The sequence below is a fragment of the Moorena bouillonii PNG genome, assembly GCF_001942495.1.
In the GTDB taxonomy this organism is placed as follows: domain Bacteria; phylum Cyanobacteriota; class Cyanobacteriia; order Cyanobacteriales; family Coleofasciculaceae; genus Moorena; species Moorena bouillonii.
Genome location: NZ_MKZS01000001.1, coordinates 77,305 through 100,945 on the forward strand (window position 1 = coordinate 77,305; position 23,641 = coordinate 100,945).

Below are 23,641 nucleotides of genomic sequence, written 5' to 3' on the forward strand. Positions count from 1 at the left end.
TAAGGTCACTATGCTCCACAACTATACATAGAGAATCATGAGCATATTTTCAATTACTCATACCAAGTTGCGGACAAACGTACAACTTTCTCTTCCCCAAATCTCTCCATCTCTCCATCTCCCCATCTCCCCATCTCCCCATCCTTACAAGGGTAGGTTTTTTACAAAGGGGCGAGTAGGTACTTTGATTGTCTTGATGCAGTCGCTCATGGGGGAAACCACGGCAGTCGCTCATGGGGGGAACCCCCAAGACCGCGCTGCCTTCCCAAGACCGCGCTGCATCGCTACGTAGAAATTCCTCAAAATATGTATCAAAATACACACTAGTTTCCGGGATAATTCTCCCCATTTCCCGCTTTTCCCGATTCCCGATTCCCGATTCCCGATTCCCGATTCCCGACTCCCGACCCAAATGTAAAAAACCTACCCCTGTGAGATCTCCCCATCTCCCTATCTCCCTATCTCCCTATCCAAGCAATCTACTATCTTTGAATCTAACTGGGTATCAGAACTCAATTACTGAGAACTAACTCCCTGATTATTCCCTCCAAGTTGGATAAAAATCAGGTTAATAAATTGCATAACTGAATTGGCTAAAACCAATCTAAATAAGGATTATAGCCGACCGGTCATTTTTCAGTAAATTGGTAATTATTGATTAGTGCTTTGTAGTTTATTGACGATTAACGATTAGTTATTACCCATTACCAAACACAAGCTATTCAAGGCTTTTCAGCACATTTTAATCATCCAACGAAAGCTTTTTATAAATTCTTTACTTGCTGGAAATTCAGTTCACAAAGTCTTTAAATAATCAATACGTATAATTACGCTGACTTTATAATTAATAGCGATTTTTTCGCTTATTCTTAATCTAGAAATGCAATTCTTAAGCTGTCAGATGACGCCCTAAGCGCATGCTAAGCTTACCAGCTAGCTGTAAGCGATTGCCTGAGCTTAATACTTACCTAGAAATAGGGATTTTTTTCCGGATCAAAAATGATATTAATAAAAAAAATAACCATTCTTTATAATCATTTTCCGGATTTTGTGTTGGCACCAATAAATATCTGTGATCACTGTTGAATGCAACAATGACAACACTAGTATCAGAACAATTATTGTGCCTTTAATTTCCCAAATTGAACTGCAAATTTAGGCAGTTCAAAAAAAACTTCGCTGGCTGAAATTTATTCCACAACACCCAGAAAATTATGAAAATGAACAAAACCATTGCTAAAAAATTATTACTGTTCGCTACAGTAACCAGTTCCGTTCTCGCTGCTGCACCAAGTTTGGCTGCTACTTTCGCTTTGTCTAAAGGATCCTTCGACTTCAGAAACTTTAGTACTGATCCTCTAGAAGTCGTTACCCTGGCTGAAGCCGACACTTTTGTGATTTCAAGTGGGGGTGATGTGATTGCTGAGGCGAACGCGGAGTCAAGTTTTAACCCTGATTCACCCAATCCACTAAAACGAGCTCGTAATAAATCTTTGAGTACCGCTGAGGGTGAAGGAAGCAACTACCGTGGTGTGGCGGAAAGTTTTGCTGAACTTATCGGTTACAACTTTTTTGTCGATGCAGGGGAAACCTTTTCTTTCGATTTCAATGGTTTTCTCGATCTAATCACCAAGATCGACAATCCACCTGCTGAAAGTGCAAGTGCCGAGGGCACCGTAGTTTTCGAGTTATACTATAGCAATGACTTGAGTACTCCCATCGACTTCTTCGATCTCTATGGTAACTTAGAGACTCTAGGAGATGATGATTTCCTTGAGTCTGCTCACAGTGAAAATGTGTTTGCTGATAACGACTTTACTAAGTTGTTTGGAGGAAAAAACGAAATTGCTCTGGCTGATATTCAGGGTTATTATGAGCGCACTTTCGAGACAGCCACTTATTTGACCTTAGTCGAAGCTAAAACAAATAAGGTAACCGTTAAAGCTCCTGAATCGTCAAACTTGCTAGGCTTACTTTTCTTAGGTTTACTGAGCATTGGATACCGAGTCAAAACTAAAACTTTGACTGATAAGTCAAAACTATTAAGGGATTAATTATACTATTAAGTATAATTAATCTCGGTTAATCACATATCAATTATTCCCTGGATTGTTGCTAATTAGGAATTAGTAATCGGTAATGGAGAATCGTAAACTACCAATTACTAATCCTCCAAGTATTAATTACCAGCTCAGTAATATGATAATTAGTCAACGGGATTTGATATAATTAGTGATTAGTTAGCAAAAATACCGCTAGTGGGAGCATTTTGCTCCCTTATTTTTTCTCTGATCTCGCTCTCTTCTTTTTTGTCGTAGAAGATGCAACGCTAGAGCTGGAACTTCTACTATAACTCCTGCCCGACTCTCTGGTCACAGTAACCTCTTGACTAGTGTTTGCTTGCTCACCAGATGCAAATGTCCTACTTTCGGCTTGGACTACTATATTTCCATCTGGTGAAACTATCCATTTTCTGATTATCCGGGAGCGAATCATAATTTAATGCCTCCATGGCTTTGTTGATTGAGATTTACCTACTTTAAAGGGTAAGCATTCAGCTGATAGCACCTCAAGTAGCGGATTAGCTTACTTACCCATTACCCATTACCCTCAATCATGCCACTACTGACCCAACGCCTCAACAGTTTGACTCTCAACATTATCAAGCATAGTGTCACTATGAAGCATATAGTTTAGTTCACGATTGAGCCAATCCTGAAACAGTCTATCCAATATCTCGTCGTACCTTTCCGGTGTTAACTCAGCAGGGATAAACCTTTCTACCATCAAGATATGATAACCCTGAGGAGTTTTGACCGGATTGACTACTTGTCCAATAGGTACACCAAAAACAATCGCTGCTATATCTGAACGTAAATTCCAACGGTAAAGCTTTCCTTCAAAACCGCACTTCTGTCGGCGTTCCTCATCAATGTCGTAGATATGAGCTGCTTGATAAAAGCTAATTTCTTTTTCTTCAATTTGATAGAATAGTTCTTGGGCAAGTTTCTCGTTAGCTACAATAATTTGATAGAGCAAGATTTGGTCAAAATCTAGTCGGTTTTGACCAAAAAACTTTTCTACGTCTTTATCAAATAGACACTTGGATAACTTTTTAGCTAGCAATTGCTGGCGAATTCCGGCTTCCCAGTCATCAGAAGTAATCATATTATCCGCTAGCCAAGCTAGGGTGTCTGAAGCCTTCTCCAACCGATTTTCGTGACGGAATTTATCGGCTTCCGCCTGAATTTCTTCGGCGGTGAGAGTTAAGTTTCTTTCCGCAGCAGCTCGATTAATAACTTTTTGATACAAAATTTTTTCAGAGACCTCTTTGAGCTGGATTTCTCGTTTCAGAAACTCAGTAATTTCTTGTGGTTCAAGGGATGCTCTAGAAAGAATAGTCATGGTTAGGTTTTCCTAGCTCAGATTTTAGCTGATGGGGTAATCGGGCAATATATGAGTTAACAGATGTAAGGGATGGGGTGATTCCGACTACTTATCAATTTTATGCTAAAATTGGATCAGATACTGTGATGAAATCAGCATCAGTTAGGGTGCTTGCACTCTGTCCATCCACGGTTCCTTGGACTACAGCTAGAATATCGTTATTGAATTTCACCAAAGTGGCATCAACAATGCCATTACCATCGCTATCAAATACGTCTAAGACAATATCGTCTACTGAGACTTCGACTGTCAGACCAATCTTATCTCCTTCAAATTTATTGAAGTCAGTGATTTGATCAGCTAATCCTGGATCAGTGATCGGGTTAGTTTCTTGGGTTAGAACAAATGTATCACCACCATTCCAGCCTGTGAGGCTATCTAGCCCTATGCCACCAACCAGGAAGTCTTCCCCATCGCCACCATCTAAGCTATCATTGCCTGCTCCACCCAGTAAAATATCATTGCCATCCTTGCCATTAATACTATCGTTACCTTGGTTTCCTTTCAGGAGGTCATCCCCTGCCTCTCCGGAAATCTGATCATTGCCTTGCAGTCCCTGAATTTGGTCGTTGCTGTTGTCACCGACTAGTTCGTCATCCCCTTCAGTACCAATGATAGTGTTGTCGTAGGTCGTGATGAAATCAGTACTGGTTAGAGTAGTCTCACCCTGAGCATTAACTGTTCCTTGGACTAGTGCTAGGATACCGTTGTCAGGAGAGGATGCTAGCTTTACTAAAGTCCCATCAGCTGTGCTATCACCATTGCTATCAAATACCTCTAGTAGGATGTCCTCCCCAGATAGTCCCCCAGTTAAACCAATCTTGTCACCCTCAGCAGCATTGAAATCAGTGATTACATCAGCTAGAGAGGGGTCAGTGATAGGACTAGTTGTTTCCAATCCCAGCACAAATGTATCGCTACCGTTGCCCCCTGTGACTGTATCCGTACCAAAGCCACCAATCAGGACATCATCCCCATCTCCCCCAGTTAGTTCATCATTGCCTTGAGTACCCCGCACTGTGCTATTGCCATTAATAGTAGTGATGCTCATCACGTTGGAGCCTACACCTGCCCTCACACCACTGATTAAGCGATCGCTACTGCTTGAACTCCAGCGATTAGTCCATGAACTGCTATTTGTTTGTGAGTCGTTAGTTACTATCCTACTACGATCGTTACCATTGATAGTGAGGCTATTGTTTCTGATGGTTCTAGAAGAATAGTTTGAAGAATTGTTTGTAGTCGCAGTTGAACTAGTAATTACACTACGGTTCTCTGGGATGCTGTCTGTGATGCTATCTGTGATGCTGTCTGGGATGCTGTCTGTGATGCTATCTGTGATGCTATCTGTGATGCTCTGTGTAATGCTCTGTGTACTGGGCTTTGTGAACCTCTCTTTGAGCCTCTCTGCAATTCGGCTCACACGAGGAAATATATAGGTTCTTGTTCTGATTAAAGTTCTGTTTAAATAAAACATGGTTCTGAATCGACTAGAAGCCTTGTGTTACCCCTAAGCTGCACCTGTTGAACCTGGTTTGTGGAGTGTTAAGTGTGGAGTGTGGAGTGTTGGCCGTTAACTGCTCTATAGACGAACGGACACGTCTTACTCCTACGAACCGTCAACCGTTAACTGTCAGCAAAAATCGCTCAATTCAAAAACTATGCCAATTAAATGGTGATTAGCTTAAGCCTTTAACCTGTCTCTAGAATGCTGCTCCACTCATAGGATAATTGATTGGTAATTGATTGGTAATTGATTGGTAATTGGTAATTAAATATCCATGAGTTTAGGAAATTTATGCTCAACCTAAAAAAGGAATGAAAATCTTTTCCCCTTCATTCCTAATTCGATTCCCTCCTCATTATCAAGCTAGGGGCTAGGTGGTAGGCGATAGGAACTTTAGTTACCATCGCCCATCCCCTAGTCTCCCTTACCTATTACCGAAAATTACCGAAAATCCTTATTGATTTATCGCCGGATTTACCAAAATCGATATTATATAGATAGACCGAAAAATAAAGATAAACTGTCAGACTTAGCCCGGAAAGTTCCTTTCCTAGTCCTAGCCTCAGCCTCAGCACTGGCCTTAGCGATACTCTTCGTAGAAAACCTGCTATTTATTACTCTTGCATCAGTATCAGTCACTGCTGAGGTTTGATCGCCATCAGCGAATGCATCAGCCTCTGCTAATGCCACGTCAGCTCTAGCAAGTGTTCTAGTATTTGCTATAGCAATTCGACCGCCTATAATCCAGTTTTCCTGAGCATATTCCAGAGCAAAATCTAGGTTATTAATAATCATTAATTACCCTCTACCTGTATAGCTGTGCCTATTAGATTGATGATAAGGATGGATAAGCCTCACATTCTTATTTTAATAAAAAGGGTGTTCCTATCCCAAAGTCCTTAATTTTAAACGATATTTTAAACTCCCTGGGCATGAGTAGTTTTTGTTAACTGATAATTTCCAGTCAACTCACTCTACGTAAACCTTTCTGTTCCAGGTTCTCCGTTCCCTTTTCTTTGTATCCACCCAGTTAATTGGAATTGTTTCCAAATTTCGCATTTATACTGGCCTTAACTAAGGGGGAAGCATTGGTCACTAAATCTAGAGATGTATTTTTCCTAGATAGAAATGCTTCCCCCCAGCGTTCTAATCAGGTACTACGATTAGTCCCTACTCAAATTAGTTGGTAAAACCCACAGAAAGAGAAGTTGCCTGAGATCTGAACGAAGTGACTTTAATATCAGTAATGGTTTCAGCATTAGTATCAGCACCAAAGACATCAGCGGTAGCTTCAGCAACAGCCGCGTTACCCTTAGCATTCACAGCAGAGACAAAGAACTCTTTGACATCTACCCTTTTTCTGATATTAATGTTCTTATTATCGAAGAAGGATACAAAACGACGACCGCGACGAAAACCACCAACAATATTGGTTTCTTCGTTAACAACTTCGATGTGATTTAGGTCAGAAATAATCATGGTTGGTCTGCTCTTTTGTTAGTTTTATATTACTCAACAACTTGGTTGTTGTTAGTTTTATTCTACCGCTCTTTATTCAATTTGTCTCACTTGTCAAGCCAATTTGGCGGAAACTTGAATTAAATTAGTTAGGTAGCTAACAACAACTTTGGCTTTGTTGTTGTTACTTTTATCCTACCGCTCTTACTTGACTTTGTCTCACTTGTCACGCCAATTTGGCGGAAACTTTAGCTCGACACTTGATTCAGTTTGGTAGGTAGCTAACAACAAGTTTGGCTTTGTTGTTGTTATTTTCATCCTACCGCTCTTACTTGACTTTGTCTCACTTGTCACGCCAATTTGGCGGAAACTTTAGCTCGACACTTGATTCAGTTTGGTAGGTAGCTAACAACAACTTGGGTTTTTGTTGTTGTTACTTTTATCCTACCGCTCTTACTTGACTTTGTCTCACTTGTTACGCCAATTTGGCGGAAAAGTTTTAGGGATAGTTTAACGTTACAAATTGTTATGAAAAATCCCCAAGTTATTTCTCAATAACTTGGGAGTATTAATGGAATTTATGCAGTATCAAAAAATTAAGAAAAACAAAATAAATTCAGGGATTGGGGGACTGTCAGCATTGAGCTATCCGCCCCTAACCTCAATGGTGAGATTACCACTCCCTATAAACACCTTACATTCCTATTAGTTGAGTAGAATTTTTGCAATTTGTTGTTAAACCACTGTTCTTGAGAGCCCCCTTGCACTAGTTGGCTTCTCTTGTCAAGGGGCTTTGCATAATCGAGATCTTTAATGTTCCTTAAGCACTTAGGAGCATCTTCCCTATCCTGCTTGAGGCTGTCGGTTGTAGCTTGATTGAGTGAGTCCATTTTCTCGTTATCCCGTCGCAATCGGCAGTAGGTTCGCGACGGGATGTATTCTAAGGGGTTAAGACCCAAATAACGCAGCATCAAAACACAAGCCCAGGAATACTTGCGATCGCGAATTGCTTCTTCAATCAAACTAATCTTTTCAGGATCTAGGGTTTTGCCCAGTGGACGATTAGAACGACGAAGCATGGAGTAACTCATGATTATTTCTCTGTGATCTGAAGGTCAACAAATTGGATTTGCAGGATTTACGCTTGAACTCTACCTGTAGTTTGAATCGTGAGTGATTCTGATTGGTCAATTAAGCGAAAAGTTATAGTACTGATATAACCATCTGATTTGAGTTGTAAAACCTCCGCAGATGGTGTGCTCAGGCGATCCGGTGATGAAGAATCTCACAACCTGTTGTTTTTTACCAATCAATTACGATTGATAGATCAGGATTCTCTTCTTCTAAATCTCCATCAATCATCGCCATTTTGGACAACACCAGATTATTCCCCCCTTCTAGGGCGTGTCATCAATTAAGCCAGATGATGGCAGCAGCGAGGTGGATCGCACCATTTGAAATTGCGAGCTGTTTTATCGTACCGTGTCGCAATTGCCCTGTATTGCTTGAGTTTTTGGAAGAGATTTTCGTGATTGTTGCCGCCACTTGTACATGTCTTTATCGTATTCCCGTGCGTTGAGTGCGGTTGCTTTTGGGAGGAATGACAGCCTTGCAATTGGCCTCTTTGAGGCGCTAAGCGCACACGTTGTTCTGCATCATAGGCTTTATCAGCAAGTAGCGCACCAATCTCATCAATGGAATCCAACAAGACGTCAGCGCCTTGTAAATCGTGGGCAAGGCCTGGAGTTAGATGAAATCCTGTGGGATTGCCCAAGGCATCGCTTGTAGCATGAATCTTGGTTGATAGTGCCCCAATGCTTAGGCCTATGGCTTGGGTAATGCAGGTATCATCAGGTTTTTTTTTCGCACCAGCGCACTCGTTGATGGGCACGCACAATGGTTGCATCAATGGCGGCATATTCGTTGTCAGCCTCTTCGGCTAAAACATCGAAAACCTTCTTCCAAACGCCTTTTTCAGACCAACGGGTATGCCGGGTATGAATGACGCGAAAATCCCCAAAACGCTCCGGTAAATCCCGCCAGGGAATTCCGGCACGATAGCGATATAAAACGGCTTCAACAAATAATCGATTGTCAATGGCCGTAGCACCAGGGTCGCCCTCTTTACCAGGTAAGAGGTGCTCGAGCCTTTCCCACTGGTCATCTCGCCAGCCATAACGTTTCATAATCATTTATGCCCACCTATTGTGATTGCAGGATTTACACGAATATCCTATCAAGCTACTTCTGTCAAACATTTTGATTGATGACACGCCCTAGCTAGTTGACTGACAAATCTCAAACACTTCAAATACTCTCAGTAAATAATATTATGAACAGAGCTTTATGAAAATTTTGATCAGATTTCGTGAAAATTTTGATCAGATTTTGTGAAATAACTGTGAAATCCTGTATCCACAGGGAATTCAAACAGCTTTTCCATGACTGTGCTCAATCCTACCTCTGACCATAAATTTCCTTCACTCGGCATTGCCCACGACTTGTCAGTCAATCCATTTCCCTCCCTTGTACTCCTCTTCCCTGACTGGTTGTGCCACCAGGGTTAATCGACCTGAATTTAGAACCACCCCCATTACCCTACAGGCAGTAGTATGTCGATGGCTAAATAGCGTTAGTCCTGCTATAGATTGACACCACCTTTTTGCAGCTGTCGGATCGGATCTAACAAAAAATCCACAATCCGACGGCGGCGGATAATGATGTCAGCTTTGGCTGTCTGACCAGCTTTGAATCGGATCATTTGATCGTCCTCTTTAACGTAGTCACGGTTTAGGGAAACTTCTACCTCATAAACTGAACCAAGTTGTTGATCAGTTTTGGCATCAGCAGAAAGGGAAGTGACTTTCCCTTTGATGATGCCGTATTCCTGATAGGGATAGGCATCAAGCTTGATTTGCACCGGCATTCCTTGTTTGATAAAGCCTGCCTCCTGATTAGGTAAACTGGCTGATAACACCAGGGGCGCATCTTGGGGCGCTACTTCGGCAATGGTTTGACCGGATTGAAAGACTTCACCAATATTGGCAACGTTGAGGGAGGAAACTACTCCATCTACCGGTGCATAGAGAAACTTTTGTTTGAGCCTGGCTTTCGCACTAGTTAGCAGATTGCGGTTTTCAGCAATTTTGGCATTTAGTTGAGTCAGTTCGATCTCCAACTGCTGAAGTTTCTGCTTGGTCTCGAGCTGAGTCCGATGGACTTCTGCTTGCTTCTGAGTTAGACCTGCTTGAAGTCGTTGGATTTCTGCTAAGGTCTGGTTGAGATCGCTCTGAGTGAGGGTGATGGCGCTATTGCGATCGCGTATACTCTGCTGGGCTTGATAAATCTGGTCTTGGTTACTGGCTGCTTCTTGCAGTTGGGTTTGGGTAATCACCCGCTGACTCGCTCGTAGGCTATGTTCTGCTTGAAATACTTGTTCTTTTGAGATTGCCCCTGATGCTAACAGGGGTTTGAGATTATCGAGGCGTTCCTTAAGGGCAAAGGCATCATCCTGTCGTTGCTGGAGCAGTGCTTGGGTAGTAGCCTTGAGCTGTTTTAGCCGTTCTAGTCTGTCCTGACTGGCGACTTTTGCCTGCTGATGTTGGATCAGTTGTTCTCGTAAGGCAGTTACTTTAGTCTGTGCCTGATCGATAGCTGCCTGTTGTCCGTCAATGTCCGCTTTGGCAATTTGCTGACGGGTTTGGGCTTCTTGGCTAATGTTTTCAATCAGCCCTTGCATCTGAATTAATTTGATTTGGTCAGCATTGATCAGTTGCTCCAAACGCTCTACTTCCGTAGCACCAAGTTTTGTATCTAGTTCCACCAAGACTTGCCCAGCGGTAACCGATTCCCCTTCTTTGACCGCAATCTTGGCCACTTTGCCAGATTCAATCGGGTGAATTTTATACACTTCTCCTTTTGGCACTAACTTGCCTGTGGCTTTACCCACTTCGTCAATTTGCCCAAAGGTTGCCCAAACCCCACAAACCATACAGAAGGCGAATCCGCCCAAAAGCAGTCTCTGGGGCAGTACCGATGGTGGCTGATCCAGTAAATTTTGTAGGGCTGTTGACCAGTTTTCAGTGTTGGTAGCTCCTAGTGATGATGTTGCTGTGACCGGATTTGGGACATGATTAGGTGATGCTCGGACTAGTGGTGCTGATACCGCTGTCCCTCCATAGATCGATCTAATCTCAGCTGAGGTTAGATTAGGGTGAGGGGTTTCTCCCTTAGGGAGTCCCTCTCTAGACGGGGTAGATGCTTCTGGTTTGTTCATGATAGTTCACCGATAATCACTGGTAGTGTTGTGTGTATTGATTTGAACTGAGAACACGAACGTTCGCGAAAGTCAATCTTGAACACAGTGGGGGATATACTTAATCACCCCGAGAGCGATTTTTTACGAAAAACATTTACAAACTTTGATAAATGCCAGGCTTAAAGATCTAGCTGCTGCTGGGCTAGGTGGTAGTACAGACCTTTCTCAGCCATGAGTTCGGAGTGGGTACCGCGCTCTGCGATCAGACCTTGGTCGAGGACGAGTATACAGTCGGCATTGCGCACCGTAGAAAGACGGTGGGCAATGATGAAGGTAGTGCGATCGCGACTAATGCGAGCTAAATTTTGTTGAAAACGTCGCTCTGATTCCGTATCTAGGGAGCTAGTCGCTTCATCGAGAATCAGAATCTTGGGGTTACCCAGCAAGGCTCGGGCGATCGCAATCCGTTGCCGTTGTCCCCCAGACAGGTTAGACCCTCGCTCCCCAACCTTGGTGTTGTATCCCAGGGGCAGGTTTTGAATAAACACATGAGCTTCGGCCAATTTGGCCACTTCTACCCCTTGTTCGAGACTATACTCAGGTTTGTATAAAGTGATGTTGTCTAAGATTGTCCCTGAAAACAAAAAGCATTCTTGGGGTACTACACCTAATTGAGAGCGCAAAGACTGGGGAGAAACATGTCGGATGTCGTGGCTATCAATCAAAATACGGCCTGTAGTTGGCTGATAGAGTCCTTGGAGCAGCCTTACCAAGGTACTTTTGCCCGAGCCACTGCGTCCAACAATGGCTATGGTCTTTCCAGGGGCAACCTCGAAGGAAATGTTCTGAAGGATGTATTGTTCATCATCCTCACTGTAGCGAAAGCTGATATTGTCAAACTGAACATGCCCCGCGATCGCAGGCAATGGCATCAGGGGTTTTTGGGTATTCTCTTCTGGCTGGGTGGTCAAGACATCATCGAGCCGTTCCACGGATACCAATATTTCTTGGAACTCATCCCAAAGTCCCACCAAAGACAAAATCGGGCTAATCACCCGACCAATGAGCATATTAAATGCCACAAACTGACCAATCGTGAGCTGTTCCTGAATTACCAGACTTGCTCCCAACCATAGTAAAGCCGTGCCGCTGAGGTTATTAATCAAGCCACTCACTGACCCTAAGCCGTTGGCCAAGTTCTGTCCTTTGAATTCCATATTCAACTGACCCGTGAGGCGGTCTTCCCAGCGCCAGCGCACCTCTTGTTCAGAGGCTGCTGCTTTGACAGTTGCTACCCCCGATATCATTTCTACTAACAGGGAGTTTTGTGCCGCCGCTTCTTTAAAGATTTCCCTGGACACTTGCCGTAGAAATGGACTGGCAACTATGGTCAAAATCGCAATCGGTACAATCGTTGCCAGCACCAGCAAGGTTAGGTGCCAGTTGTAGTAGAGCATCAACCCCACATAGACAAACATCATTACCACATCCAGCCAAGTGGCAATGGCTTGCTGAGTGAGGAACGCCTGAATTTTCCCAGTTTCCTGGACTCTGGTTAGGATGTCTCCCACCTGGCGGGATTCAAAAAACTTCAGGGGTAGTGTGAGTGTATATTTAATAAAGCCACTGACAAAGGTAAGACTGAGTCGATTGGAAAAGTAATCGAGCAAGTAGCGTCTGGTGACACTCAAGCCCATGCTCCAAAGTCCAAAGATGACTAGACCAATGGCAAAGACATTGAGGGTAACAAAACTTTTGTTAACCACCACCCGATCCAAAATGATTTGGGTAAACAGGGGGGTAATCAGACCAAACACCTGGAGCAGTAGGGAAGCTAGGATAATTTGCAACAGGACTATGCGATGGGGCCATAGCAATCCCCAAAAGCGATTCAGAGAAATCTTTTGATTGGGAGTCGCTGCTAGCTGGGGAGTGGGATTCAAAAGCAGTGCATATCCTGTCCAACCCTCTAGAAATTGTTGTCGAGAAAGCGATCGCTTTCCTACAGCTGGATCGGCAACAAGTACCTTCTCCCCTTTGACCCAATAGACAACTATATAATGATCACCTTGCCAGTGAGCAATCCAGGGGTTACTCCGATCCGCTAGGCGAGCTAAAGAAGCTCTGACTGGAGTAGCTTGAAATCCCAAGGTTTCTGATGCTCTGGCTAACCCTTTCAAGGATGACCCAGCACGCCCCACCCCAGCCAGATTCCGTAGGGAATTCAAACTAAATCGTTTGCCCCAGTAGCGTCCAATCATTGCCAAGCAAGCAGCGCCACAATCGGAAGACGATTGCTGTTCAATTAAGGGATAGCGTTGCCACAACCCCTGAAGAAAATGCCGCTTCGTCGGTACGGGAAATGGGATCAGTTCAGACTCAGCCTGGGTCGAGTTACTTTCTGTTTCAGCATTTCCATTGGTAGGGAGGTTGGATGGAATTAGCGGTACTCTGTGACCGGACTGAGTACGGACTTGGTGAAGTATGGTGCTAGTGGCGTCTGATTTCTGGTGTCCATTTTCAGAGCTTTGACCCGTCTGTGGACTCAACCTTGCCAGCACTGGTGCCAGGAGTTGGGCAGTTTCCCAATGTTCCTTTGGTAGATGGGTTACCCATAAATCGCTTTGGGCAATCCAATCTTCCGGCACTGGCTGAGGATAGCCCCAACTTTCGCCCCTTGCAATGGTTAGTGGGCAATTCTCTTGAACTGGGCCCCTTTCAATCTGACCACTACGTAGCCAGTAACGACCGAGTTGGCCAGATTCAACTAAGGACTCCCCAGCGGAAATCCTTGTCTCTACTAGGTAGGGCAACAATTGCTGTAGGCTGATGCTGTCAAGCGATCGCAATTCTGTCAAGGTCTTGAAGAAAATCAAGCGTTGCCGGTGCTGAGCTTGTTGCCGTAGGTGTTCGAGCCATTCCGGTAGCTGTTCTAACCAAGGTTGCAGTTCAGCTAAGGAGATCCGAGCAATCTGTCCTGAACTCGCTGCGATCGCTTGGTAAGGATAAGATAGGTTACACAACAGTTCCTCAGCCCCAAAGGTTGCCCCCTCTTCAAGAACCTGTACGGATACGTCCCGCTGTTTTTCTTTATCAAAGCTTAGCAGTCGCACCCGCCCGCCACAGACGACGTAAAAATACTTATTTGGTTCATTTTGAACAGAATCTTGGCTTAAATCCCGTCTAGGATAGGGTATAATTTCATCACCTAGATCAAAGTTATGAATTTGGAAGGATTGACTAAATTCAGGTAATAGTGTATTTACTAGTGTCTTATCCAACCAGTTCGCGATTAGGTGTTCAATAACCTCGGAAGATTTATGGGTCGGGTATTGGCCAAGGGAATCTGGTGGTTGCCCTAATTTTTCTAAACCGACCGTTTTCTGATGCATTAGCTAGAACCCCTTCGTTAGTGAGTTTTGCTATATCTTGACTAGCGCCATGGTTAGCTTGAGTCTTTGACCCCATTTGATTGGCACAAGTCCTGATTGTTCAAACAGTACTCTGGGTAGGTCACATCGACTCTGATCTCCCTTTTTCCCTAGTGATAGTGCCAGTAGTGTTCCCTGGGGTTGACTTAGGAGTTGACTTAGGAGTACTGTGGCATCCAACAAGTGTTTGCCGTTTGATGCCACCTAAGCAATCCCAGCTAATCCAGGTAATAAGTAATAATTCAATGGTCACCCTTGAACCGGGAGGCTGATCGCCCTTTTTTAGGTAACTTTATGAAAAGCTTGTGAAATTAATTATGAGTTTTTTTTCCTGAAAACTCAATATCTTTACATATTTCTTAATTTACATATTTGCTTTTCTACATATTCCTTAGCAGTGAACCCATGGACAATCTCCGGAATCATCCTATGTGAAGTAAATTGACGCTGTCAAGTTGTTTTTACGATAAATTCACGGTTTTCACCAAAACTTCAATAAAATTTAATAAAATATTATTGAAGTTAACCAGCCAGATAGAGTTGTCAAGTTTTCATAACATTTTCACTAAACTAATTATTCATATAATCTGTTTAGTAATTATCAATAGTTCCACAAGTACTTTACAGAATCTTCATCTAATCTTATTAGAAACTTTAAACAAAATTCACAAGAACAGCTATGTCTCAGCTCCTAGAGAAGCTTTGTGATCCGTAATAATATAATCAGATTTGTCAATTACCCTAGGGGTAATACCCCTCACAGATTTTCCAGCTTAAAAAGCATCATACTTCCTATCTGGTCGTAATATCATCGATCCTTAAATACTAATCATTAAAACTGATCGGGAGAGGGGGAGAAGTAAGGCTCACAGGGGTAGGTTTTTAACAAAGAGGTGAGGTGTGGGGTGTGGGTTGACCGGGTGTGGGGTGTGGGGGATAAGAAAGCGATGCAGCTTCGGAACAGGGGAGGCAGCGCTTATTCGTTGTTTTCCTTTTCCTCTCCTTGTGATCCGCCCCCGACCGGTCGGGGGTTGGGGGTGGGGCAGGACCCAAATGTAAAAAACCTACCCTTGTGAGCTCCCGACTCCCGACTCCCGATTCCCGACTCCCGACTCCCATTAACCCAATAATTTGTACCTCACCCAATTGATAACTGCTATCTCTTCATTGAAATCCCAGTGCTAAAGCTCCCTGGTAAAATATCAAGCTAGCTACCCAAGCCAACCCTAAGGAAAACACTAAAGAAAATAGGGTAAATTTCCAGGATTTTGCCTCATTAAATAGGGTAACAATGGTAGTTAAACAGGGAGTGTAGATTAAGCAAAAGATACAAAAACTATATCCTTGGATAAAGGTTACTGTATCAGTTATCTGCTGACTAACAGCAACGGAGTTAAGTCCATAAATTACCGCTAAAGAGCCAATCACAATTTCTTTAGCAATGAAACCAAAAATTAGGGCTAGGGTTAAATGGGGATTAATACCAATGGGATTCATGACCGGACTTAAAAATTGTCCAATTTGCCCGCCAATGGTATCCAATCCTGTGGCTCCTGGCGGTAAATTCGTGATGAACCAAACGGCAACACAGCCAAAGGTAATAAACCCAGATGCTCGTTGCAAAAATTCTTTGACTTCTCCCCAGCCTCTTAGTAAGACTTGTTTGAGGGTGGGAATTCGGTAAGGGGGTAATTCTATAATAAAGGGTTCCTCGTTTTTAAAGACTCCTTGGAAAAGAGCAGCAGTGACAATGGCGGCGACAAAACTAAGTAGGTATAAAGAAAATAATACTAACGCTCCGTTACCATGGGGAAATACAGCGGCAATGATAAAGACAAATACCTGGAGTCTGGCAGCACACAAAGCAAAAGGAATGACTAGCATAGTTAGCAGTCGCAAGGCTTGCGATCGCATAACTCTAGTGCCCATTAATGCGGGCACATTACAGCCGAATCCCATCATTTGCATCACAAAACTGCGACCATCTAACCCCAACCGTTCCATAAAGATATCCATTAAATAGGCAGAACGGGATAGGTAGCCACTATCTTCTAGAATTGCCATTAAGATAAAGAACAGCACAATTAATGGAACAAAGGAAGCAACGGTAGCTAAACCGTTCCAAATCCCATTAATCAAAAAGTCTTGAATCACTGTGGGTAAGGGTTGGATAACAGGCTCAATTATGGCACCTTGAATCCAGCCAGTAATCTCATCCATCAGGTCTTGAGAGGGTAGTCCCACAGTCCAAACTACCCAAAATACCAGGAACATTCCTAAGAAGAACAAAGGTAAACCCAATATCGGATGCAGCAGGAACTGATCAATCCTGGCAGTTAAATTGACTGCCATCTCAGAGGGCATTTCTACCGCACCATTGAGGAGTGAATCTATCTCTTTAGTGGAGATAGAGCTATGGTCTGATATACTATTTTTTAGATTATCTATTAGATTATCTCTATTAATCGATTCTTCTTGTGCGTTTAAAGTTTTAGAAATTTCTAGGTATGCCCTCATATAGCCGTCTCCATACTTGGCACTAATGAGGAACACGGGGATATCAAAATTATCGGATAATTTTTCGGTGTTGATTTTAACTCCATATTGCTTAGCTTCATCAGCCATATTCAGCATCACCACTGCAGGTAAACCTAGGGCTTTTACCTGCAAAACCAAGCGAATTTGACGGTCAATTTGGGAAGCATTGAGAACAATAATAAATAGATCAACAGCAAAATTTTCTAAAAAGGTTTGAACAATTTTCTCATCATCAGAAAATCCCTTGAGGTCATAAATTCCTGGTAAATCTACGAATTCCGTAGGTTCGCCATTGAGTTGCACATTAGCTTGTAGTAAATCTACAGTAATGCCGGGCCAATTGCCAACATGAGCATTGGTACCTGTGATCCGGTTAAAGAAGGTTGATTTTCCCGTGTTGGGCATCCCTAGCAAGGCAACTCGCTTAACCCCTTTGGATTCTTCAATGACGGCGGTGCTGGTATTGTGGCAAGAGGTCATAATGTTACTGGCAGATATTTGTTTAAACTCTGCAGGCTATCGGGGGGCCTTGAACAGTAACGATTATATAGCATTTGTATTTGAATTGTGAACATACTCCCGCTTTGGAAAGGCAAGAGGCAAGAGGCAAGAGGCAAGAGTTAATAAAGTAGCGATGCAGTCGCCTCACGCGGTTTTACCCCACTCGCTATTGCATCAAGACATAGAAGGATTTTGGGTAATGAAAAAAACGGTAATTATTTTTTCTATTAGAAATGCTAGATAGCAATATTTCCGATTACTATAGCAATAAGCGCTGGGGTATTTACAAATAATGGTAAGGGATAAATTGCTACAAGCGTTGTAAAACTTGGCTTTTCTATTGCCTGTTGCCTGTTGCCTGTTGCCTGTTGCCTGTTGCCTATTGCCTCTTGCCTATTGCCTATTGCCTCTTGCCAGTCCGTAGCGCTATGGCTATGAAAGCGATCGCTAAAGTATCGCTGATACAAATTGCAGCTAACCATCACGTGATTGTCTGACCAATTCACCAGCCCCATACTGTAGAGCTTAAATGCCTGTACCTGTTCCAAGGCTACTGGAACTTTTGCCCTAACCACTGCTTCAAAGGCTACGGCTAAATCAGGATGTTGTTGTAGAGTCCACCAGTGTCGCTGTAAGTGTTCGCTGTAAATTCCCTGATCTGAAGTCGCCCTTTGCACTAGTTCTTCTGGGGTCAAATCCTGTCGCGCTAGATAATATAACCCTAGACGCAGCAAATAGGGATGACCAGCTACTAACCACATCAGCTGGGCTAGATCTCCGATGGAGAGATGGAGTCCATGACGCTGGGCTAAATCCTGAACCTGCTCCCAACTAAATGAAGACAACTGAATCGGCAATCCTACGGTAAAAGGGGATTGATGGATAGTTAGGGGTAGATAAACCTCTGTGGAGTTAACCAGCACTAGCCGAAGTTTTTGCCAGATCTTGCTATCTTTGGCTTCTTCATACCAAGAGCGTAGCAGAGGTAAAAAGTCTTGAGCAATTTTGGGATACTTTAAAATCTCATTAACTTCATCTAATGCCAAAACAATAGGACTATCTATTTGTTCGAGCAGATAGTCTTGGAAATAGGTGGTGCAGCTAACTTTACTACCGAAATCCTCATGCCAATAATCATCCAGCATAGGTTTTAGGTTCAGCTTGCGGGTGACATTGTAGGCTAGCCAGCGCAAAAATTTATCTAGGTTAGTGAGAATTTCGACATCCACTCGTTGAAGGTTCAAACGCACAGTTTGGTAACCCTGAGTTTCTGCATGAGCGAGAATCCTGACCATCAGGGATGTTTTCCCCATCTGTCTGGGTGCTTTAATATGAATAAAGGCTCCTGGTTTAACAATCTCTTCGTAACACCTAAATTCATAGGGGACTCGCTCGACATAAAATCGGGAAGCTAAAGGAACTCTTCCTTTTGGTAATTCCAACTGCTGCGATTGAGGATTGAGGATTTGGGATTTGGGATGGTTCCCATCAGGAACATTTGAGATCTCTTCGCTAGCTGTAGATTGCACCTTCCCTTTGTAGTAAGGCTCTAGTCCCTGTCTCAATACCCCAAGCAGCTCCTGAGTATGACTCGATTCTTGATTGATCTGTCGTCTTTCGAGTACACTACGAAAGTTGGTTTTACTAACTTTTTCCCCTAGTGCCTCTGAGAAAAGTTTCCATAATTTAGGGGCAACGGTCTGCTTGATATAACTTGCTGAATAGCCTAACTCTTGAGCGATCTGGTCATAGGTTTTGCGTTGCCCTTGCCAGGATTTTTGCAAAACTGCTCTTTGAATATCACTCAGATATTGCCCTGTGTTGGAAAACACTAATTGTTCCGCAAATCCTAATCCTTCCTGAATATCGATCAGGTATTGTAAGTTAAAAATGGCCATTTACTTTGCACCCTAGATGATTCTTGGCTGCTAACCTGAGTGTGATATAACCATAGAAAACTGCTAGAATACCCGGTCAGTAATCAAAATTATGGGTACAAGCAAACCAAACGATGATTGCCCTTTTGCTGAAATCCTAATTGCTTCGTTCTTTGGCTTCGCCTACTTCGTTATTCAAAATGATTAATGTCTCGATGGGGTAGGAGCTAGTCAAGAGTTCGGTGTGTTATATCAAATTCCGTTAGCCTACATTTTTAGTAAGGCTTACGAAAGTTTGCGATCGCGTTTGCAGAAGGTATGGCTTAGGTATAGATTCTGTACACTATATAGCAGTTCTCAATACCTAATTGAGAACTGCTATAGTTTAATAATTTGTTGAGATTGCTAATTTCTTTAGGACTTACGCAAATCCCTCAATTTAACGCTACCTGTAGGGTATGCAAAACCTTGCCCACCCTACCCATGGAGTCTGTGCGTAAGTCCTGTTCTTGAGAAGGGGAGCTTAGGCTTGCTGTTTCTTCCTGCGCTTGAGGGTTGCACCAGCACCGAATGCACCCACTGTCAGCAGACCTAGCACTGAAACGGGTTCAGGAACAGATGTACTGTCTAGATCTGTAGTTTCTACGTTTAATGTAAATTGTCCCACCATGTCCCAGTAATCATTTGAACCTATACTCCGCTCACTAACAAGGTCTTTCTGTTGAACATCTGATGCTTGATAGATATAGTCAGTCAGTGTCACGGTTGTTAAACCATCAATAAAGGACAGAGTTCCTGAGCCTGGTACAATACTGCCATCCAGTCCCCGAGTTGAACCACTACTATTGGGTAAAAAGTCTGGATTAGAGTCAGCGGAGCGGGCTAAGGCTCCAAATACTGAAATCCCTGGATTGGAGGTTTCTCCATTAAAAAACAAATTCAAACCGTAATGACTTTGATTATTAAGAGAGCTTCTCCCATCACCATAAATTGTAAATGTATGGATACCTTTTGTTAGTTCAAAGTCGATGTTGCGAGTACTTGGGTCATTAATGAATTCACCGTCTTCACCATCGCTGGTAACGAACAAGTCCCAATAGCTATCACCAGCACGGCTATTCCAAACAGCTGTACCCGTACTTCCTGAACCATTACTGGAAAATTCAATCAGTTCAGTTAAGCTTGTTGCTTGTGCGCTGCTGGTAGTTCCTAAGGTGACTAAGGTGAGGCTGGTGGTAGCAACTGTTAATTTAGTGAGTAATTTTTTAGTCATTATATTTTTAGCAGTATTTTTATCAGGCTAAGGGGTAAGAGAGGCTAGTCGTAACGGGGATTGTTTGGCCACATTGAACTGGATTGCTTATTTTCAGTATGCAAATCCATATCAAAAAAAAAAATATCTAAAAGTTCGTATAACTTCTTAAGTTGCTTAAATTGGGTAAAGCTCAATGAATTACCAACTTTTTAAGTAACGATTTGACGAATTATAAACAAAATTAAAGTTTGCAATCGCGTTAGCTAAAGGTATGATTTATGTGTAGGTTTTGTATAATATTCCTTGAAGCCAAGCTAAACTGAATGGCAGGCTCCAATTGCCCTGAGATTAAGCTTGATAGCTTGATAGCTTTAATAGCAAGATGAAGCGAACGCGCCCCGCGTGGCCTACGGCCAATCGCTCTACTCCGACTCGACAAGGGTAGGCCATGATCGTTGCCAGGGTTTGCTGCTGTAGCACCATGGGATGGGACCTAGGAGCCGCTACTTGAGGTGCATCTTGAGGTGAATCAAACCAAGGCCAAGGTTGCAGAATTTAGGTAAGTATCCGAAAATCCCATTCTCGATCGTGTAGTCTCTAGGAGAATAATCTGGGATCAAGTTCTGCTAATTGGCAGTGTTGGATGGTCAGCACCCCCCTGTTGCCTAGACGGGGCGACCTGACTCAACTGCTATGTTTTCCATAACCCTGATGCTAGGTTAGGTAATTATGGCGGAAAAAGTTGAGGTAATAATTATGCTTATACCCTTATCGATGACTTTAATGATCGCCTCAGTAGCCATATACCTTTGCGTTAAGACTACTGAGGAAATCGTCAAAGTGGCTGCAGCTATAACAGCCTTACTCTGTCTGTTTGTCAGCCTATTTTTTGTTCCTTGGCCAATCAAACTACTGATTTTGATAGTTCCCTTTATTATTGAAAAACTCCAGCGGGTAGCCTCTCCCTAGGGATTAGGAATGATCGCTTTAGGCTTTAAGTAATAGAATCATTAACCATTAACTAATTAACTATTAACCATTAACCCAACACCATTAACCTAACCCCTAACAGGATTCACCTAGCTCTTACCATTACCATTACCATTGCCAGTGGTTGCCAGCACCCGATCAGCTAGCTTACCTGGCACTTCCTGGAGATGGTCATAGGTCCAGTTAAAGAAACCGATCCCTAGAGTAAGCGATCGCAATTCCATGATCAAGTTCTGCATTTCTGCCTGGGGGATATAGCCAGAAACACAATCCCATCCTGTCCAATCAGAACAGGTCTGATAGCCCAGGATTTGACCCCGATGACCGGTGATCAATTGCAGCACCTTAGAGGTGAATTCCTGAGGTGCATAGACCCCAACAGACATAATTGGCTCAAGTAACATTGGCTCACAATTGGGCATACCACCGGTCATAGCTAGCCGTGCTGCTTGTTTAAATGCCTGTTCCGAACTATCTACCGAGTGGTAAGAGCCATTGGTGAGAGTAACAGCCACATCTACCACTGGGAAACCTAAGGGTCCGTGGGACAAGTACTCTTTTACTCCGATCTCCACACCAGGGATATATTGCTTTGGCACCACCCCACCGACAATGGTTTCCGAGAAGTTAAACCCTTCACCCCGAGACAAGGGTTGGATATCAAGGTAGACATCACCATATTGCCCATGACCACCACTTTGGTGCTTGTAGCGCCCATGAGAGGTAGTGGATTTGCGGATACTTTCTTTGTAAGGCACTCGGGGTAAGTGAGTGGTCATCGGTAAGTTGTATTTGCGGCTCATCCGGTCTAGAGCAACCTGAAGATGAATATCTCCCTGTCCCCATAGGATGATTTCGTGAGTGTCTCCATGTTGTTCCCACACCAGAGATGGGTCTTCTTCCAGCAGCTTGGTTAAGGCACCACTCAACTTAACCTCATCTTTGCGCTTCTGAGGAGTAATGGCTAACGCATAGACTGGTTTGCTTGCCTCAGCTATTGGTAATTTCATCTCTGGATTACCCGTATCCGTGGTCAGGGTGTCACCAGTTTTAATACCCTCTAAGCGTCCCAGGGCAATGATCTCACCAGCAGATACTTGGGTAACTGACTGAGTTTGGTGACCAAACATACGGTATAAGCCTCCGGCGCGGACACCATTAAAGACCATGCCATCGGTTAGTTTACCTTGCCAGACTCGCACTAGGGAGAGTTTTCCACCTTGGGGAGTGTAATAGGTTTTGAGTACCTGTGCCACCGTGGTTGATTCATCACCAGCAATGTCCCGACGCTCAGCGGTGCTTTCTGGGGTTGGTGCTTCTCGCAGTAGGGCATCGATCAAGGGGCGAACACCATAATCTTGCTGAGCAACACCCATAAATACCGGTACAATCAAGTCGGCCCCCAATTCCATCTTCAGGTCTTGGACAATTTCTTCTTGGGGTGGCTCAATTTCTTCTAGTAGTTCTTCGAGGAGGTGGTCGTCAAAATCTGCTAAGGTTTCTAGTAATTCTGTGCGTGCTTGCTGTTCTGCCTCTTTCAATGACTCTGGCAGTGGAATCGGATCAGCTGGGGCATCAGGATGGTAAAGATAGGCTTGCTCGGTGACTAAATCAATAAATCCGGTGAGGTGTTCTCCCTTACCAATGGGGTATTGGTGCAGTACTAAGGGGCGAGTGGAAACTGAATTGAGGGCATCAAAGACGGACCGTAAGGAGTTACCATTAGCATCATCGGTCAACTCAAACCGATCCATTTTGTTAATAAAGACTAAGTGGGGGATTTCCCAGTCGTCGAGAAATTTCAATAAGGGTGCTAAGGTCAGGACGCGATCGCTTACTGGTTCACAAACCACGACAGCCGCATCCACACCAACTAAGGCGTTGTAGGTTTCTTGAGCAAATTCAATGGAACCGGGACAGTCTATAAAATTGAAGCAGATATCTTGATACTCGGTGCTGGCGGCAGTTACCTCCACACTCATTTGGCGTTGCCTGGCCTCGGTGGCATTATCACCGACGGTGTTGCCTTCCTTTACTGTGCCTTTGCGAGAAATCGTACCAGTAACGGACAACAAACTTTCGAGTAGAGTGGTTTTCCCACTGAGATACGGACCAACAATTGCCACATTACGGGTGGCTTTACACACTTTGCCGTTCATAATTTACCCCCAAATTATTTCAATTGGACTTATGCATTGAAGCGGAGCATTAAGGGGATGATCGGGTAGGGAGGTGAGTTTGTTAAAACATGCCATGTCAACGCTTCTCTTACCTAATCATTTTACCTAATTATCTCCTGACTACTGATTTATGCATAAGTTTTGTTGAGATGGGATCAACGTTATATGGTTGTGAGATTAGCTTAATTTGGTCTGATCT

General features: G+C 43.5%; 19 protein-coding genes. 4 read left to right on the forward strand and 15 right to left on the reverse strand.

Features of this window, described 5'->3' with window-relative positions; translation table 11 throughout:
* Positions 1–49 precede the first annotated feature (49 nt).
* Complete coding sequence (locus BJP37_RS35220; protein WP_143727398.1) at positions 50–235, reverse strand: hypothetical protein; 186 nt, start codon at positions 233–235, stop codon at positions 50–52.
* Between BJP37_RS35220 and BJP37_RS35225 the strand changes: the two genes are divergently transcribed.
* Positions 234–530 (forward strand): hypothetical protein, encoded by a 297-nt coding sequence (locus BJP37_RS35225; RefSeq protein WP_143727399.1) that lies wholly within the window; start codon positions 234–236, stop codon positions 528–530. The two genes, BJP37_RS35220 and BJP37_RS35225, sit on opposite strands and share 2 nt — an antisense overlap.
* A 684-nt stretch (positions 531–1,214) precedes the next feature.
* The gene (locus tag BJP37_RS00320) at positions 1,215–2,054 is read left to right on the forward strand and encodes a hypothetical protein (RefSeq protein WP_143727400.1); all 840 of its coding nucleotides are present in this window, start codon (positions 1,215–1,217) and stop codon (positions 2,052–2,054) included.
* A 568-nt stretch (positions 2,055–2,622) separates the two neighbouring features.
* Here the strand turns inward: BJP37_RS00320 and BJP37_RS00330 are convergent.
* The 10 genes from BJP37_RS00330 to BJP37_RS00370 form a co-directional block, all read right to left on the reverse strand.
* Positions 2,623–3,405: a peptidylprolyl isomerase gene (locus tag BJP37_RS00330; RefSeq protein ID WP_075895594.1), complete on the reverse strand. Its 783-nt coding sequence runs from the start codon at positions 3,403–3,405 to the stop codon at positions 2,623–2,625.
* A 100-nt stretch (positions 3,406–3,505) separates the two neighbouring features.
* The gene (locus tag BJP37_RS00335; protein ID WP_081431018.1) at positions 3,506–4,924 is read right to left on the reverse strand and encodes a calcium-binding protein; all 1,419 of its coding nucleotides are present in this window, start codon (positions 4,922–4,924) and stop codon (positions 3,506–3,508) included.
* Positions 4,925–5,443: 519 nt separating this feature from the next.
* Positions 5,444–5,749 carry a hypothetical protein gene (locus BJP37_RS00340; protein WP_075895597.1) on the reverse strand — a complete coding sequence of 102 codons (306 nt, stop codon included), beginning with the start codon at positions 5,747–5,749 and terminating at the stop codon, positions 5,444–5,446.
* 384 nt (positions 5,750–6,133) lie between these two features.
* Positions 6,134–6,433, reverse strand: a complete 300-nt coding sequence (locus BJP37_RS00345) for a hypothetical protein (RefSeq protein ID WP_075895599.1) — start codon at positions 6,431–6,433, stop codon at positions 6,134–6,136.
* A gap of 662 nt (positions 6,434–7,095) precedes the next feature.
* On the reverse strand, positions 7,096–7,503 hold the full coding sequence (locus tag BJP37_RS00350; RefSeq protein WP_075895601.1) for a HetP family heterocyst commitment protein: 408 nt from the start codon (positions 7,501–7,503) through the stop codon (positions 7,096–7,098).
* Between the two features lie 323 nt (positions 7,504–7,826).
* Positions 7,827–8,303, reverse strand: coding sequence for a transposase (locus BJP37_RS44820; protein ID WP_075895603.1), 477 nt, complete (start codon positions 8,301–8,303; stop codon positions 7,827–7,829).
* On the reverse strand, positions 8,263–8,604 hold the full coding sequence (locus BJP37_RS44825; RefSeq protein ID WP_438941497.1) for an IS5 family transposase: 342 nt from the start codon (positions 8,602–8,604) through the stop codon (positions 8,263–8,265). Before BJP37_RS44825 ends, BJP37_RS44820 begins: the two co-directional genes overlap by 41 nt.
* A gap of 167 nt (positions 8,605–8,771) precedes the next feature.
* Entirely contained in the window at positions 8,772–8,924 is a 153-nt protein-coding gene (locus BJP37_RS38125; protein WP_158069335.1) for a hypothetical protein, read from the reverse strand.
* Positions 8,925–9,053: 129 nt separating this feature from the next.
* Positions 9,054–10,688, reverse strand: coding sequence for a beta-barrel domain-containing protein (locus tag BJP37_RS00365; protein ID WP_075895605.1), 1,635 nt, complete (start codon positions 10,686–10,688; stop codon positions 9,054–9,056).
* Between the two features lie 161 nt (positions 10,689–10,849).
* A complete protein-coding gene (locus BJP37_RS00370) occupies positions 10,850–14,062 on the reverse strand; it encodes an ABC transporter transmembrane domain-containing protein (RefSeq protein WP_075895607.1) in 3,213 nt (1,070 codons plus the stop codon).
* Positions 14,063–14,142: 80 nt separating this feature from the next.
* On the opposite strand from BJP37_RS00370, the gene BJP37_RS35230 reads away from it, so the two are divergent.
* On the forward strand, positions 14,143–14,373 hold the full coding sequence (locus BJP37_RS35230) for a hypothetical protein (protein WP_143727401.1): 231 nt from the start codon (positions 14,143–14,145) through the stop codon (positions 14,371–14,373).
* Between the two features lie 892 nt (positions 14,374–15,265).
* Here BJP37_RS35230 and feoB read toward each other — a convergent pair.
* From feoB to BJP37_RS35235, 3 genes are all read right to left on the reverse strand, one after another.
* A complete protein-coding gene (gene feoB / locus BJP37_RS00380) occupies positions 15,266–17,119 on the reverse strand; it encodes a ferrous iron transport protein B (protein WP_075895611.1) in 1,854 nt (617 codons plus the stop codon).
* Between the two features lie 257 nt (positions 17,120–17,376).
* Positions 17,377–19,038 carry an AAA-like domain-containing protein gene (locus BJP37_RS00385; RefSeq protein WP_075895613.1) on the reverse strand — a complete coding sequence of 554 codons (1,662 nt, stop codon included), beginning with the start codon at positions 19,036–19,038 and terminating at the stop codon, positions 17,377–17,379.
* Positions 19,039–19,540: 502 nt separating this feature from the next.
* On the reverse strand, positions 19,541–20,290 hold the full coding sequence (locus BJP37_RS35235) for a PEP-CTERM sorting domain-containing protein (RefSeq protein WP_075895615.1): 750 nt from the start codon (positions 20,288–20,290) through the stop codon (positions 19,541–19,543).
* A gap of 738 nt (positions 20,291–21,028) precedes the next feature.
* Between BJP37_RS35235 and BJP37_RS00395 the strand changes: the two genes are divergently transcribed.
* The gene (locus BJP37_RS00395; RefSeq protein ID WP_070396589.1) at positions 21,029–21,241 is read left to right on the forward strand and encodes a hypothetical protein; all 213 of its coding nucleotides are present in this window, start codon (positions 21,029–21,031) and stop codon (positions 21,239–21,241) included.
* A gap of 110 nt (positions 21,242–21,351) precedes the next feature.
* On the opposite strand, the gene BJP37_RS00400 is transcribed toward BJP37_RS00395, so the two are convergent.
* Positions 21,352–23,421: an elongation factor G gene (locus BJP37_RS00400; RefSeq protein ID WP_075895617.1), complete on the reverse strand. Its 2,070-nt coding sequence runs from the start codon at positions 23,419–23,421 to the stop codon at positions 21,352–21,354.
* Between the last annotated feature and the right edge of the window lie 220 nt (positions 23,422–23,641).